This window comes from Flavobacterium koreense (assembly GCF_054776075.1).
In genome coordinates, this window is sequence record NZ_BAAHCF010000029.1 from 399,068 (window position 1) to 415,092 (window position 16,025).

Sequence of the window (16,025 nt, forward strand, 5' to 3'; positions counted from 1 at the left end):
TTTTTAAGGTCTTAATACTTAATACTTCAGTCTTAATACTAATTTCTCAACGGTTTTCCTTTTGTTAACATAAATTGGATGCGCTCCAATGTTTTTCTTTCTGTACAAAGAGATAAAAATGCTTCTCTTTCAATATCCAATAAATATTGTTCACTTACTAATGTTGGTTCTGATAAATCTCCACCAGCCATTACATAAGCTAATTTGTTGGCAATTTTTAAATCGTGTTCTGAGATGTATTTTCCGGCTACCATTTGATTGGTTCCAACTAAGAACATTCCAAGAGCTTGTTTACCTAATACTTTGATATCGTTCCTTCTAACAGGTTGTGTGTAACCTTGATCAGCCATTTGTAATGCTACTTGTTTAGCAACTGCAATTTGACGGTCTTTGTTTACCACGACGATGTCTTTTCCTTTTTGTAAAATTCCCAAGTCGAAAGCTTCGTAAGCTGATGTTGCTACTTTTGCCATTCCGATTGTAAGGAAGTTTTCTTGAAGTACATTCAATTCCACATCATTTTTGCGGAACAAATCGGCTGCACGAACTGCCATTTCTTTTGAACCACCACCACCAGGAATTACACCAACTCCAAATTCTACCAAACCAATATACGTTTCAGCAGCGGCAACAACTTTATCGGCGTGCATACTCATTTCGCATCCACCACCAAGTGTCATTCCGTGAGGCGCAACGATTACCGGAATAGAAGAGTAGCGTACACGCATCATCGTGTCTTGGAACATTTTGATAGCCATATTCAATTCGTCGTATTCTTGCTCTACCGCCATCATGAAAATCATTCCGATGTTAGCTCCAACAGAGAAATTAGTTCCTTGATTTCCAATTACTAATCCTTTATAATCTTTTTCAGCTAAGTCGATTGCTTTGTTGATTGCGGTTAAAACGCCACCACCAATAGTATTCATTTTGGAATGGAATTCTAAGTTCAAAATTCCGTCACCTAAATCGATAACTGAAGCATCTGAATTACCCCAAACTTTGTGACTTTCTCTGATATTATCTAAAATGATAAAAGCATCTTGACCTGGTTTTTCTTCTTGAGATTTTGATGGAATATTGTAGAAACAAGTTTTTCCGTTTTTAACCGAATAAAACGATTTGTTTCCTGAAATCAACATATCCGTTACCCAAGCTGCTGGTTTGTAACCTTCTGCTTCCATCATTGCGATGGCTTTTTCTACACCAATAGCATCCCAAATTTCGAATGGACCGTTTTCCCAACCGAAACCAGCTTTCATAGCGTCGTCGATTTTGTAGAATTCGTCAGTAATTTCAGGAACTCTGTTAGAACAATAAGCAAACATTGCTGAGAAATTTTTTCTGTAGAAATCACCAGCTTTGTCTTTTCCTTTTACTAAAACTTTGAATCTATCAATTGGTTTGTCAATTGTTTTAGTTAATTCTAAAGTTGCGAATGATGCTTTTTTAGCTGCTCTATATTCTAATGTATCTAAGTCTAAAGATAAAATATCTTTGCCTTCTTTTTTGTAAAATCCTTGACCAGTTTTGCTTCCTAGCCATTTGTTTTCCATCATTTTGTTGATGAAATCTGGTAGTTTGAACAAGTCGTGTGCTTCGTCATTCGGACAATTGTCATAAATTCCGTTGGCAACGTGAACTAAAGTATCTAAACCAACTACGTCAACCGTTCTGAAAGTTGCCGATTTTGGACGACCAATAACTGGACCTGTTAGTTTATCAACTTCTTCAATGGTTAATCCCATTTCTTTCACTTGATGGAACAAACTTTGAATTCCGAAGATTCCGATTCTGTTTCCGATAAAAGCTGGAGTATCTTTTGCAATTACAGAAGTTTTTCCTAAGAATTTTGAACCATATTCGAATAAGAAATCCAATACTTCTTGAGACGTTTTTGGACCTGGAATGATTTCGAATAATTTCAAATAACGTGCAGGATTGAAGAAATGCGTTCCACAGAAATGTGCTTGAAAATCATCACTTCTTCCTTCACTCATAAAGTTAATTGGAATACCTGATGTATTTGAAGTTACCAAAGTTCCTGGTTTACGGAATTTGTCGATTTGTTCAAATACCAATTTCTTGATGTCTAAACGTTCTACAACTACTTCGATAATCCAATCGCAAGTTGCAATTTTGGACATATCATCAGTTGTGTTTCCTGTTGTAATTCGACTAGCAAATTTCTGACTGTAAATAGGTGATGGGTTGCTCTTTAAAGCATTTGCCAAATGATCATTCACCACACGGTTGCGAACGACTTTACTTTCTAAAGTTAGTCCTTTCTTTTCCTCGATTTCAGTTAGTGCGTTTGGCACAATGTCTAAAAGGAGTACTTCCAAACCGATGTTAGCAAAATGACAAGCTATCCCAGAACCCATGATTCCAGAACCTACGACTGCCACTTTTTTAATTGTTCGTTTCATTTTTTTCTTTTGTTATCGGTTTTCAGTTATCGGTTTTCAGTTAGTTTACTGATAACAGACAACTGACAACTTATTATATTTAAAAAATCTTCTTCTCTGTTATCAAATCATTTATCACATCAGCTACTTCCATAAAATGGTTTAGTTTTTCTTCGGTGATGTTTTGTTTTACTACTTCGTTGAATTTTAACACTGTAGTTTTTGATTGTTCGCGCATTTGTTTTCCTAGATCGGTTAGGTATATTAATACGCCTCTGCCGTCATCTGGATTTTTCTTTCTTATGATTAATCCTTTTTCTTCTAATGTTTTTAGGGTTCTGGTTAGCGATGTGGCTTCCATTCCCATTCGGTTGCTTATGTAAGTTGAAGGCGTTCCTTCTTCTTTGTCTATACTTAATAAGGCAAATCCAATTGCCATGGAACCGTCAAATTTTGATGCTTCCTCGTTATACATTCGTGAAACTGCTTGCCATGTCGCGCGTAGCACATAATCTATAGTTTTTTCTTTCATCATATTTTACTATATCGTTTTAGTTTCGGATTCAAATATATAAAAAATTTATTATGCACGCATAGTATTTATGTTAAATTTTATGCACGCATAGTATTTTTTTAAGTTTGATGTACGAAATACGAAGTAAGAAGTGAGCTATATGAAGTTTTATTTAGGAATACTGATTAGAGAAATTATTAAAACTTTTCTAATCTGTATTGCAGAAAATTCTAAAGTAACTTTTTATTATGTTTGTAAAAAAAAAAGTCATTATGCGTTTCTTTACAAAAAGAGCTATTGTTATAAAATCGATTATTGCTGGTATTGTTATACTAATAATTAAGAACTTTGTTTTTAAAAACTTGTCTATTTACGGACAAGATTTTCACGATTTAATTGAACTATCCGATATTACCATCATATTTACAGGTGCTTTTTTTGTTTTTGGATTATTACTTGCCGCTACGATGTCGGATTTTAAGGAAAGTGAAAAGATTCCTGGTGAAGTTGCTGCAAATCTTGAAGCTATTAAAGATTGGATTTATTTGGCTTTCAAAGCTCCTCGAACAGGAACTTCTGATTTGTGTAAAGAGGAGTTGAATAGCACTTTTCTTCGTGAGGAATTAATTTTTGTAACTGACGGAATTATTTCTTGGATTTATTCTAAAGCGAAAGATTCCAATGTTATTTTTCCTTTGATTAGACATTCTAACGAAATTGCTTATTATTTTGCCGAACGTGGTGTTGATAAAGAAGCTATAAAAGGTATTCAAGAAAATACTAATGCTATGCGCAAACAATTGACACGTGCGTATTCCATTTCAAGAAACAATTTTATTAAACCTGCTTATACTTTGTTGCAAAGCATTTTGTTTATTGTAATGGCTTTGTTGTTAATCACCAAATTTAAAACTACAGCTGCTGACTATTTTGTGACTTTTTCTATTACTTTTTTGTTTTGTTATTTGTATTTACTTATAGTAGGATTAGACGACCCTTTCGATATTTCAAATGATGAAATCGATGTTGATTTAAAAACTTTAGACCGTTTTAAACAGCGCTTGATTTCTGATTTTTTGGTATAAAAATTAGTAGAAATTTATTTTTTCAGAATTGTGTCTTTAGAATTTACTGATTAAAACCAACGATTTCAAAGCTATATTCTTTGCCTTTTTTAGGCATAATTGTTATGTTTTCTGAAATGCTGTTTTTAACTTCGGCTTCTGTTTCCCAACTTCCTTTTGTGAACTTGAATTGTGCTGGCGAATGTAGCTTTACTTTTAACTCTCTTTCAAAATCAGATTTTTTATTCATTTTAATCAGACTTGGATTCCAATTTCCTAAATTTATTTGGTTTCCTGTAATGTAGATTTCATCTTCTTTATTTGGAACTTTAACATTGATTGTAATTTCATATGCTTCGGTAGAAAGTTCTTTTTGTTGGTTTTCATAAATGTTATCAAAATAATATTGAATAGCAGTATTAAAACTCGGTGCAAAAGTACTCCAATGGGTTTCTGTTGAGTAATCTTTAATTACAACTTTCAGCTTATCTGTTTTTAGAGAATCTTGCAGAAACGAATACACTTTTTCTCTAGCAGGTTTCCATTCTTTCCAATTTTGGGCTTCGTTGGCATGACTTATATATAGAAATTTATTGTTTTTTATTTTAGTATAATCAAATTGTTTAATATCATTTACTAATCGTTCTTTATCGAAAGAAAAGTTAGGTGAAATGGCAATGTAATTGTCAAATAAATTGGTTTCGTTTAACATTGCATACACAATAAACGATGCACTTAAGGAATGTCCTACAGCTGTTCGGTGATTTAATGTTCTATAATTGGATTCAATATAAGGAACCACTTCTTTATTTACATATCTCAAGAAGTTGTCAGCATTTCCGGAATAACCATTATAAAAATCTTTTGGATTGGTATTTTTAGGATAAGGTAAAAAGTCGTTGTTTCTGCTGTAATCTAATTTTTCATTGTAAGGTGAAGTTATCCCTACAACAATAAACTTTTTAGAAGTATTACTTAAAAAACTTATTACAGAATGTACATAATCAAAAAATTCTCTGGCGTGTGCATCAAATACATAGATTACATCATAAGAAGAATATAGATTTTCATTATAACTTTGAGGAGTGTAAATTAAAACTTCACGTTCTTGTTGTAGCTCTTTAGAATTGATTTTTATGTTTTCAACTCGAGCAATTTCTTGTCCGTTAGATGTAGTTATTAGAAAAAGAGAAAAGAGTAGGATAAAATGTTTTTTCATAATTTCTGTTATCATAACTATTAATAAATCCAATAATAAAAACAAAAATATAAAAAATACTAGTTTTTTTAATAAATCGTTATTAATAAGATTATGACAAATCGATAGTTATAATATAAAGCTACAATTTAGGCATAAGCTAATGAAATATCATTGCAAAATATAAAGCTATTAATACCAAAAAAGAATTGAATATAATTATATTTTGAAATCCATTTTCGGTTAAGTTTTTATCAAACTTTAGTGATAAAAGACTAATTACTATGGAGATTAATAATCCAACAGCTAAATAAAGATTCAAACCACTAAATCCTGACATTAATTTTTCAGAATAATCTTTGGTTTGCGTTTTAACAGAAGTTATGTTTTTTAGAAGGTAACTTTGTTCTATAATAATGTCGTTTTCTTTAATAAAAGTTTCTTGAGTAGAAAATTTATGTTTATTTTTTGTTAGAAAAACATAACCCATTAATTTTTTAGATTCACTTGCACTATATTTACTTCTATGAGTAGAATAAATTGTAGAATAATATTCAATTTCATCTTTAATAGTTTTTTGAGGTAAAAGCCATGAATCTGCAAATAGAAGTGCAAGTAATACTAATGCAAAATAAAGAATTTGTGTAGTTATTTTTTTGTATTTCTGAAGCATTAATTCTAAAATTTATTATCCAAAAGGTGTTATTTGAATTTTACCAAATTTCCAATTGGTTACAAATCCAACTAAAATCGATGTTAAAATTAATATTTCAATACCAATCAATGCAAAAAACAATACAATTCTGTAGGCAATTCCTAACTTGGAATATTCTTCACCAAAGGCATTAAAATATCCAAAACAAATGTAAAAAAGAATAAGTGCTATTATTAGTAAACTTATAACAAGACCAATGTATTGAATTGGTTTAAACCAAAAGAGAATGTTAGAGAAAGTGGAAATTAATAGCACACCTAATAAAACCATTCCTGCAATTATAGCATGTTCGCTCAAGTTTAGCTTTTTTCTTTTAAATAAAATGAAACTGTTTAAAGCAGCAAAAGGAACGAATAGGAAAATTATTATTTTATTTTTTTGATCAAATAGTTCATCTATTTTTCTGCTGGCTTCATTTATATATTCTTTACTTTGAGTAATTGTTTCATCTTGGTTATTTAATGAATCGCCAATATGACGCGTAAATAACATTAAACCAATAGTAATCAAAATCAAGTAAAACACATTGTAAAATGGCTTTCTCTTTCCTGCAATGTAATCAAGTGCTGCTTGTCCTGGACGCGTTAAAGCTTGTTTTGCTGTGAATAAAATTCCTCTATCTAAATGAAACGTACCATGAAGTACATCGTGAAAAATAAAATTTTTAAAAGTAATACGATGTGTATCGGCTTTTTGTCCGCAACCAGAACAAAATTTATCGGTAAGTACTTTTCCGCAGTTAAGACAGTTGTTTTTTGCCATTGATTTTTCACGGTATAAGTTTTACAAGGTATTGTTAGTTGATATAAATGCAACTCAAACAAATATATTAAAATTATTGAATTAGAAACAATTATTTTATTACCTCTTTTTCAATTTCCAAGTTGTTACTACTGTCAATGTAAGCAATATAAATGTAATTATTCCGTAAACTAATACAGCTTGTTCGTTATAAACCACTAAAGTATTTTTATCAAAATAGGTGCCTTCTGAGTTGTAATCCATTCTGATGCGAATATAAAATAACCAACTAAATAACGCTGTCAAAAGCCCAAGAACAATTATCAAAAGTATAAGGATTTTAACTTTCATTTTTAATTTATTTAATTTGTGAATTCTGCGGTTTGACTGCTACAAAAAGGATGCAGCTTTAAGAAGTTGGGAATTTGTATGCTCATCGTTCGATTAAGCAACGAAAATCAAAAGTACAAACATACTTACAATTAAGCCCAAAAACCCAATTTTTTAAAACCGCTGTTGTGTGTGCGTTCATTTATTTTGTTCAATTTGTTTTATTACAAAATCCATTTGTCTATCAAACTTTGTTTTCAAGTCGTTTGGCTCAATTTGTAGTTCAAGGTCTGGTTTAATTCCTTTTGGGTTACTTCTAAAATTTGGTGTTCTCATTTTAAATTGAAAAATCGGTATCCAAACTAATGTTTTAGAATAAGGAAGAACGAATGCTTGCATGCCCGAATTACTATAATTACTTCCTTGTGAATATTCTCCGTAAAACGTTCCAATTTTATATTCTCTCAACAAGGATAAAAAGTGTCCTGTGGTTGAAAAACATCCACCATTTATCAAAATTCTAACTTTCCCTATATAATAATTTGATTTGTTTTGCTGTTTTTTAAACAACCAATTATCTGTACTGTCAGTTTCTGTGTAGCAATTCAGTCCATTTATAAGTTTCGTTTCGCTCAAAATTATTTCCTCTATATTGTTTGGATATTGAGCATATTGCTTCCAATTTTTTACACTGTTATATTTTACTCCAATATAATCAAAATAATAGTAAGGCTCTTTCGTCAAATATGAAAACAAATAGTTTGCCATTTCAGGTGCACCGCCACCATTATCTCTTACATCAATAATTAAGTTTTTAGTTTTTAAACTATCCAATTGTGCAAAAAAATGATCTAATTTTTTTTCTGCAACTTTTCTGTCGGGTTCGTTATATCCATTTGCAAAAGAATGAAATTTCAGAATTGCCAAATTATTTGTTTTAAACTCGGTTGTTAAAGATTCGTGTTGTTCTGAAATACTATTTGTGAATGTTTGAAAAGAAATTGATTTTATTATTACTTTTTGTTTTTGATTTTTACTATCTAAATATTCAATTTCAAATTTATCCGTTTGATTAAGAATAAAATAGTAAAAAGGAAAGTTTTTAAACCGTGTATTTAATCCTGTTTTATTTTGTCCTTCAAGGTGAATGAATTTTTGAATTTCTTTCACGATTGAATTCATTTCTTTTCCATTAATTTTTATCACTTGCAAACCAACATAATCTTTATTTTCAATAGTGGATTTATCTAAATAATAGTTGTCTTTAATTTTATAAATACTGAAAGGAAATACCAATCTATCTTTTAGTAAAGAACTGATTTGAGTTCTGTCAACTGCCGTATGTCCATCTTTAATTTTTGCCATTAAAGTGGCTGTTAGTTTGTAGTATTCTACTATTGAAAGATCTGTTTTGATTGAATTCTTTAATTTCAAATAGGTTTTGTCAAATTCCTTTTTAGAACAAAACATAAACTGTCCCGGATGGATGGCATTCGTCAAATTATACAGTTCAGCAAATTCTGCTTTAATGCTGTCTTTCTTTAACGTTTTATCTAATAATAAATTTTTTACTTCAGCATTTTGCCCAAAAGCAGAATAAATTGAAAGTAATAAAAGTGTAAATATTGCTTTAAAATTCATTTTTAATCTTTGGTTCGTTTTGTATAGTCTTTTATAATAAAGTAAATAGACATTACAAATACAATGATGTAAAGAATGTCTAAAACAGGCTCTTTAAGAGTGAAGTTTTTTAAGTCTATATGTTTGAATAATGTCAAACCTATTGTAAATGCTATTAATGCAAAGAATAAGTTTATTCCTTTTTTATTTTCCATATTTTTAATGTTTTGTAAGTGAGTCTATTGCTATTTAATTTTTATTATTATTTCGGTATTGTCTTTTAGATTAATTTTTACATCTTTATATTTTGGCGGTGTTCCCAAAAAACCTCTGTTGTTTCTTGAAAATCCGTAGTTTTTTGGTATTCCAAATATTTTAGTGTCTATTTTATTGTCAAGGTTAGTGTCTTGAAAACAAGCCAAAGCAATTTCTGTTTTTGGCATTCCATAAATAATTTTTTTGTTTTCTGTTTTCTGGATTGGGAAAATACCACTTTTTATTCCTTTTCTTGAATTGAAATTTTTTTCTCCATTCATTAAAGTATAGTAAATATTTCCTTTTGCAGATTTTGAAACAAAAGTAATTGTCAAATCAATGTAATTGTCTTGATAAATTTTATCTATTCTATTTTGGTTTGGTGTCATCTGGTGTATTGAACCTAATTCTTCATCCATTTTTAAGCCCATCATCTTTAAAGAAGTACTGAACAAGGTTCTATTCATTTCAAAAGTATAGTTTTCAAGTTTAAAGTAATCCTGATTGATTGCAGAAGCATCTATATTTGAGTTTGGGTCAAAATTCATTTCAGAAAGGTTAAATTCCTTAACTGTTCTATTATCAAACGATTTAAAGTAAATTTTCAAATTACTTAGATCATATAGTATAGTCCAATAGGTTTTATAATGGATTTTGTTTTCAGAACTGTTATTTAAAATATCAAATGCTTGATTTGGGTTTTCAATTTCTATATTAGATAAGCTGTTTTTTATTTGGCAATATCTGTCCAAATGAGTTCGCGAATCTTTATCAATTTTTGTTTTGTTGTGTTCAAAGTAATTTACAGAATTTAAAAATGTTTCATTAGTAATGACTTGATTTATGCCCTGTTTTTTATTTACAACTGTTTTGCCTTCTACAAAATCAATTACTGCTGAATTTCCATTTCTGTCTGCAATGAAATAATGAATTGTTGCAATTGGCTTTATTGTCAACTTATTAATGTTTGAAATAACCTCGTCAATTGTTGAATAATTATCAAGCTGATATTGTATCCATTCAAGTTCAGAAATAGTTTGATTATTATTTTCTTGATATACACTTTCAGACATCCAAAGTTGCTCAACAACTAAACCTTTTTCATTCATACCACCATAAGGAAATTCTTTGCCAATTTGATTAAAGGTTATCGAGCCATATTTTGAAGTCCAATTAGCTTGGTTTGAGCCTCTAAGTCCGTAGGCAAATTTTGTTTGTCCTCTCATATTTTTGATGATATATCCTTGCCCTGAACCCCAATCAAAATTTTTCGCAAAATATTTTGTTTGTCCGTCACAAAAAAATGCGGAACAGGCTGACATTTTGTTAATTTGAAATACAACAATTAAAACTAGAAGAACACATTTTTGCATAACTTGATATTTTGACCCAAAGTTGATGATAAAGAATAAATTCAACTTGACACATTTGTGTCATTTTTGATAATTTCTTTTCTAATTCTCGTTAAGGATTGTCTCTCAATACCTAAATAAGTACAAAGGTGACTCAATTTGATTCTGGATAGCAATTCAAAATTAGTATTTAAAAAGTCAATATATCTCTCTTTTGCATTTAAAAATTGGAGTTTTTCGACTCTATTTATTCGTTCTTCAAGTACTTTTTCAGCAATGAGTCTTCCATATTTTTCAAAAGTTTTTGATTTTTTGTATCCCTGTTGAATATTATCATAACTTAACTCTATAATTATACAATCTTCTAAACAAATGAAACAATATTTTGAAACGCTTTGTTTCAAAAATGAAATATAGTCAGTTACATATTCATTTTCTTTGATGAAGGAGATAGTTATATCTTTTCCTTCATCATCTAAATAATAGCCTCTAATCAAGCCTTTAACGACAAATCCTAATGACTTTTGAACCTTGCAGTTGTTTAAATAAACTTTTCCTTTTTTTAGTTGGACTATCTGACTATTTTGATTCAAAAAAATTATCTCATTCTTATTTATTTCAGGGCATAATGTTTTAAAGGAATCAAAAAATGCTTTTTTAAAATTATGTTCTTTTGACATTTTGCAAAGGTTTTCCAATGGGTTTATTCAACTAAATAATGTATATTAAAAAAAATAATTGCTACAGTGTCCAAACACAAACCAAGCCCAGCAATAGCGCAAAACGGTTGTTAAAGATAGCTTTTTTATTTGCCTTCAAAAAAAATTTCACTTACTATAAAGTATTTCTTATAATATATAAGAATTGTTTCAAGAATATATTCTTTTTTGTTAAAGGAAAACCAAACATAAATATGGGTATTTTTAAAAGAATTTTCAGTATTTATACTTTTTATTTCCGTTGATTTATAAACAGCTTTCTCCCAATTTATTCCAATGTCTTGACCTCGTTTGTTAATTGATTTTAATTTATTAAACGCATTAACTTTAAAGTTTGCAGAATCTTGATCAAAATCTTTTATCATTACTTGTATGTCGCGATTATTGTCTGAGCTTTCATTAATGTAACCTAAAAAATCTTCTTTTTTTGGAATTAATCGATTTATTTTAGCTGTATCAATATCACGAATAGATTCAAAAATTTGTTTTCCAATATTTGTTAAGTTATCTTCTTGAGCATTTAATTTTTGAATATTGAAAATCAATATAATAAAAAAAATGAGATATTTCATATTAATGCGTTTTTAAAATTACCGTTAATGTTCCTTAGCTTTAAATCAGTTACTACTGCGAACACAAACCAACCAAACCCACAAATTTTCTAAGAAAGATAGAGTTGTAGCCACCAGATTATTTTCTACGAAGTTCAAAATAGCAAGCAGAAATAGCTTAAAACTTAGGTTATGCTAGTTTTATTTTTTCTCTTCACTTTTTGGATATTCCACCCAAGTATAGCTTTTTTGAACAATTTTCCATGAGCCTTCATATTTAAGTAATAAAAAATAGTCTGTAAATATTCTCCAGTTTGGAATTATGATTTCTGCTTTTGCTATAGCAGCATCTTTTTCGTAATCTATTGAAATAATTCTCCCAATTCTGTTTGATTTTTCTCCGTTTTTTATTTGCGAAATATATTCTTCACCTGAACGAATTCTTAATTTATTTTCTTCAGTTATGGTATATAAATTAAAGTCAGGATGAAATGCTTTTCTCAATCTTTCAGGTTCTCCATTTGCAGTACCTTCAATATAATCCATGAGCGTTTCGGAAATCTGCTCAATTTCTGATTTGCTATTTTGTTCTTGAGCACTCAATTTTAATCCGCTAAATAGGATTAAAGCAAATATTAAAGTTTTAAATAAATTCATTTTAATCGTTTTAAATTATAAAATTTTTTACGTCAATTCTGCGCATAAATGAGCGCTAATGTTATTTGCTTTGCGTTTTTTGCTGGTGCAAGCACTGACCAAAACAAAACTACGGAATTAAATTGAAGATAGAATTGTAGCCACTAGATTTATTTTCTAAGAAGCAAAATTGTAAACGCGAGCCTTGCAATTAATGTAAACCGCTGTTATATGTTGGCATTTTTTTCGATCAATTCTACCTTAGGATATTTTTTTACAATCAAATAATTAAATGAGATTACAGCAATTTTTGGAAATAAAATCATAGTAAAGAAAGCTAAATATGAGATTGTAACAGTTGGCGGATTTTTTGCTAATATAAAGATGTGATTACCATTGGCAGAATCTGGAAAAATATAGTTCTGTGTCAAATTCCAACCCAAATGAATAGCAAAAGGAATAAGTAATGAATAGGTTTTAGAATATGAATATGCTAATAAAAGTCCCATAGAAAAGGTAAACGCAAAAACTATTATCATTTGAATTAAATCTCCCCAAACACCATTGTTTAGCCAATGTAATACAGCAAAAAAGATTGATGATATAATTATTCCTTTCTGGGTTCCAATTTTTTTTATGAGTATAAAAAGCAAAGCACCTCTACAAATTAATTCTTCAGTTAAAACAGTTCTAATTTGATACCAAATCTCAATTAAAAAGTTTTCAAATGTTAAAAGCTCGGAAATTATATATTCTTCTTTAGTGAAGTACATTTTTAGAAGAAATGTTGTAGCAGAAAAAAAAGCTGAACAAATAAAAAGGATTAAAAAAAAGATAATCCTTTTTTTAGTTGGCATTAATCCAAGGACTGATAAGTTCTCTTTTGCAAAAAACTTTAATAGTAACCATGAAATAGCAATTAATCCAATTAGTTGTATCATTCCATTTTAGTTTTCGTTGAGCAATACTTGAATATAACGTTATGGCAGCTTTGCGTCTGATGTAACTGTAAAAAAAACTGACCAAAACAAACCTACGATTTTTCTTTGAAAGATAGAATTGTAGCAACCAGATTATTTTCCACGAAGTATAAAATAGCAATCGCAAGCCCAGCAATAGCGCAAAGTTGTTGTTGAAGGCAGTTTTTTATTCTAACATTTCATATTTTCGTTTTGCCCACATTTTACAAGGCTTTATCCACTCGTCTGATGCTATGTACAAAAATCCGTGTTTTAATCCTGTGTTTAATTCAATCTCTTTGAATTGATTAATTTTAAGTTTGGATGTTTCTTTTCGTTTAATTGCTGTAACACCAAAAAAGTCTGATTTTTCATAAATTGTCAAGATATTTCCACAATAATTTATTTCAGAATAATTTTCAATATCGCTTTCTTGGAAACTACCAATAAAAACAAAATTCAGGTTCGGGTTTTTCGAAAAAGTGGAAACATATTGAGCAATATATCCACCTTTTGAAGTCCCAACTATCGTTATATGATTTGGTTTAACGCCAGTTTTGATTAAACTATCAATTTGAGAAACTATTTTTTCAGCATATTTTTTTGTATCTGTATTTTTTATTCTTTTTTCACTCAAAACAATAAAACCATCTTTTTTAAAAGATTGTAAAATCCCATTATAATCTACCGTTACATTGTATTTGTCTGAAAAAGTTCCATCTGAATTTTCTTCTAAAAATTTATTATGAATAAAGAAAATATAGTCTTTTTCAGTTTCTAAATTTTGTGTGTTTTTACTTGATTGACAACCAATAAAAACAAAAAATAGAAAGGTCTGAATAATGTAAAGTTTGTTTCTCATTTATGTTCTAAAAATTATTTAATGTTTATGTCTGTCATTTGTCTGCGGTCGGTTTGGTAAAATTGCCACCAACGTTCCCATGCTTGCCGCCTGTTGCTGCTGCAAACACGAACCTAAACAAATTTACAAAATTTTCTAGAAAGATAGAGTAGTGGTAACTAGCATGTTCTCCACGAAGACTAGATAGCAAGCGCAAGCCCAGTAATTGTTGTAAACCATTGTTAGCAGAAGTTTTTTTATTAGTTGTCCTTAAAAATAAGTTTAGCTTTTTTCCCCTTTATTTTTATGTAAAGATTATCGCTAATTTTTACAATACGATTATTCTGTTTTGTCAAAAGCGAAATTGTTATTTCCTTTATTTGAAATTTTGGCAACTTTTGTACTTCGATAAATTCGATTGTTGTTTCACTATTAGCAATTTTATTTTTATTTTTTTTACAATTATTAATTATACCAAACTTTTGTAAATCATCAATAAGTTTTTTGTCTGCATAAAGTTTAATATAGGTTACCATTGAAAACTGTCTTGGATATTTTTCTCCATTTGATAAAATACTATTATACTCTTTATACGTCATTGACTTGTTTATTTGGTCACTGGTAAAACCTAAATACTTTAAGTATTCATTTTGATATTCTAAAATTGATAATTCATTTTTAGAAGTTTTGAAACTCAAAGTTTTATACCAAGGAATAATAGTTAAACTGTCTAAAAATGTGGTTGTAGAAGTATCAATTTGATATTTAAGCAATTTTGATTTTCCAATTATGTCGTCTAGTATGCCGATTTTACGAGTTTTAAATTCAATTCCCCAATCGCCAAAATTGTCTCCAACTTTGTCAGATTTTTTGGGTTGGAAAAATTCTATTGTAGAAGATTCTCCAATAAAGTATTTGCCTGTATATGAATTGTCATTTGTTTCTTGATGACTTTCCCTACAAAAAAATAATGTGTCTTTAAGAAACTTGTTTTGAAATAAATTTTTGTAAGTAATACTGTCAACACAAATAAAAATTGTGTTGAAATCAGTTTTATTATTTGGCTTTATTTGTCCAAAGGAAAATAAATGCGTTAATGTTAAAAGTATAAGTATGTAGTGTTTCATATAAAATTTCTGCCAACGTTTCGCCGCTTGGCTCAGTTGCGTAAGTTTAGCCCAAGCCAAAACAAATATACCTAAAACTTTGAAAGAACAAACGAAGTTAAAAAGAAAAAAGATATTCACTAGCGTTTCCAAGCCCGAACCAAACTTAGCAATTGTGCCAAACTGCTGTTAGCAACCGTATTTATTTTATTCTTTCTCAAAGCATTGATTTCCGACTGCGCCACCTCGATACTCTAAAGCAATATTCTCCATAAAATAAATATATGTACAACCGTCATTATATTCTTCAATTTGCTTTTGAGTTAAAGTTTTATCAAAAATGTTAAAAGAGTATTTCCCCATTTTACTTCTAGCAAAACCAATATTAGTTATTTCACCATTTTTTATTGAAATGCAATTGGCATTATATAATAAATCTTTGATTTTAATCAAAGTTTCGTTATTCCAACCTAATTTTTTTATTTCTGTTGCTAAAATTTCGGAATCAAAATATAAATTCCAATTTTTCGAGACTAATTCAAATTCATCCGTTCTTTCTAAAGTTTTTATTTTTTGAGTTGACTCACCTGTATTTATTTCTCTCTTCTTTAAAATTTTCAAAGTAATATTTTCAGGTTGATTGACAATTTTACTTTCCGGCTCAAATTCAATTTCTACAATATAATTTTCAGGAACAATTTTCAAATATTCATCTTTAAGATTTAGAATTTCATTTTTCTTCTTTTGAATATTTTCTATTAATTCTTTTTTACTACTTATTGGCATTGATAGCATATACAAAAGAAACTCTTTGTTATGTTCATTTCCTTCGTTGTATGAATTAACAAGATCTTTTCTTAATTCATCTGGAAGTTTTTTTATAACAACTTGAAATAATGAGTCTTTATCAATGTTTTTATTGAATTCAATTTTCTGAGCTTCAATTTTAAAAACTGAAAAAACGATTGTAAATATTACCGCAATTTTTTTCATAATATGGTTGCTAACGTTTTGCA

17 protein-coding genes are annotated in these 16,025 nt (G+C 29.1%); 1 reads left to right on the forward strand and 16 read right to left on the reverse strand.

All coding sequences use genetic code 11. The features are described 5' to 3' along the window. Positions 1 to 38 precede the first annotated feature (38 nt). Together ACYU7A_RS10040 and ACYU7A_RS10045 are read right to left on the reverse strand one after the other, a co-directional pair. A complete protein-coding gene (locus tag ACYU7A_RS10040; RefSeq protein ID WP_460576226.1) occupies positions 39 to 2,429 on the reverse strand; it encodes a 3-hydroxyacyl-CoA dehydrogenase NAD-binding domain-containing protein in 2,391 nt (796 codons plus the stop codon). A gap of 79 nt (positions 2,430 to 2,508) precedes the next feature. Beyond that, complete coding sequence (locus tag ACYU7A_RS10045) at positions 2,509 to 2,940, reverse strand: MarR family winged helix-turn-helix transcriptional regulator (protein WP_298308273.1); 432 nt, start codon at positions 2,938 to 2,940, stop codon at positions 2,509 to 2,511. A 254-nt stretch (positions 2,941 to 3,194) separates the two neighbouring features. Here ACYU7A_RS10045 and ACYU7A_RS10050 point away from each other — a divergent pair, with 254 nt between their 5' ends. Next, positions 3,195 to 4,007: a hypothetical protein gene (locus ACYU7A_RS10050; RefSeq protein ID WP_460576228.1), complete on the forward strand. Its 813-nt coding sequence runs from the start codon at positions 3,195 to 3,197 to the stop codon at positions 4,005 to 4,007. 43 nt (positions 4,008 to 4,050) lie between these two features. Here ACYU7A_RS10050 and ACYU7A_RS10055 read toward each other — a convergent pair whose 3' ends face one another. From ACYU7A_RS10055 to ACYU7A_RS10120, 14 genes are all read right to left on the reverse strand, one after another. Further along, complete coding sequence (locus tag ACYU7A_RS10055; protein WP_460576230.1) at positions 4,051 to 5,205, reverse strand: alpha/beta hydrolase-fold protein; 1,155 nt, start codon at positions 5,203 to 5,205, stop codon at positions 4,051 to 4,053. Between the two features lie 139 nt (positions 5,206 to 5,344). Beyond that, complete coding sequence (locus ACYU7A_RS10060) at positions 5,345 to 5,857, reverse strand: hypothetical protein (protein WP_460576232.1); 513 nt, start codon at positions 5,855 to 5,857, stop codon at positions 5,345 to 5,347. 15 nt (positions 5,858 to 5,872) lie between these two features. After that, positions 5,873 to 6,661 carry a DUF3667 domain-containing protein gene (locus ACYU7A_RS10065; protein ID WP_460576234.1) on the reverse strand — a complete coding sequence of 263 codons (789 nt, stop codon included), beginning with the start codon at positions 6,659 to 6,661 and terminating at the stop codon, positions 5,873 to 5,875. 99 nt (positions 6,662 to 6,760) lie between these two features. Further along, positions 6,761 to 6,991: a hypothetical protein gene (locus ACYU7A_RS10070; protein ID WP_460576236.1), complete on the reverse strand. Its 231-nt coding sequence runs from the start codon at positions 6,989 to 6,991 to the stop codon at positions 6,761 to 6,763. A 177-nt stretch (positions 6,992 to 7,168) separates the two neighbouring features. Beyond that, entirely contained in the window at positions 7,169 to 8,611 is a 1,443-nt protein-coding gene (locus ACYU7A_RS10075; protein ID WP_460576238.1) for a S41 family peptidase, read from the reverse strand. Positions 8,612 to 8,613: 2 nt separating this feature from the next. Next, entirely contained in the window at positions 8,614 to 8,805 is a 192-nt protein-coding gene (locus ACYU7A_RS10080; RefSeq protein WP_460576240.1) for a hypothetical protein, read from the reverse strand. 30 nt (positions 8,806 to 8,835) lie between these two features. Beyond that, the gene (locus ACYU7A_RS10085) at positions 8,836 to 10,167 is read right to left on the reverse strand and encodes a DUF2141 domain-containing protein (RefSeq protein WP_460576242.1); all 1,332 of its coding nucleotides are present in this window, start codon (positions 10,165 to 10,167) and stop codon (positions 8,836 to 8,838) included. Between the two features lie 92 nt (positions 10,168 to 10,259). Continuing rightward, positions 10,260 to 10,877 carry a Crp/Fnr family transcriptional regulator gene (locus ACYU7A_RS10090; protein ID WP_460576244.1) on the reverse strand — a complete coding sequence of 206 codons (618 nt, stop codon included), beginning with the start codon at positions 10,875 to 10,877 and terminating at the stop codon, positions 10,260 to 10,262. A gap of 125 nt (positions 10,878 to 11,002) precedes the next feature. Further along, positions 11,003 to 11,488, reverse strand: coding sequence for a hypothetical protein (locus tag ACYU7A_RS10095; RefSeq protein WP_460576246.1), 486 nt, complete (start codon positions 11,486 to 11,488; stop codon positions 11,003 to 11,005). Between the two features lie 180 nt (positions 11,489 to 11,668). Beyond that, positions 11,669 to 12,124: a nuclear transport factor 2 family protein gene (locus tag ACYU7A_RS10100; protein ID WP_460576248.1), complete on the reverse strand. Its 456-nt coding sequence runs from the start codon at positions 12,122 to 12,124 to the stop codon at positions 11,669 to 11,671. Between the two features lie 206 nt (positions 12,125 to 12,330). After that, positions 12,331 to 13,044: a CPBP family intramembrane glutamic endopeptidase gene (locus tag ACYU7A_RS10105; RefSeq protein WP_460576250.1), complete on the reverse strand. Its 714-nt coding sequence runs from the start codon at positions 13,042 to 13,044 to the stop codon at positions 12,331 to 12,333. Positions 13,045 to 13,249: 205 nt separating this feature from the next. Further along, positions 13,250 to 13,924, reverse strand: a complete 675-nt coding sequence (locus ACYU7A_RS10110) for an alpha/beta hydrolase (protein WP_460576252.1) — start codon at positions 13,922 to 13,924, stop codon at positions 13,250 to 13,252. A 239-nt stretch (positions 13,925 to 14,163) separates the two neighbouring features. After that, positions 14,164 to 15,030 (reverse strand): DUF5829 family protein, encoded by an 867-nt coding sequence (locus ACYU7A_RS10115; RefSeq protein ID WP_460576254.1) that lies wholly within the window; start codon positions 15,028 to 15,030, stop codon positions 14,164 to 14,166. Positions 15,031 to 15,216: 186 nt separating this feature from the next. Continuing rightward, entirely contained in the window at positions 15,217 to 16,002 is a 786-nt protein-coding gene (locus ACYU7A_RS10120; RefSeq protein WP_460576256.1) for a hypothetical protein, read from the reverse strand. Positions 16,003 to 16,025: the final 23 nt, after the last annotated feature.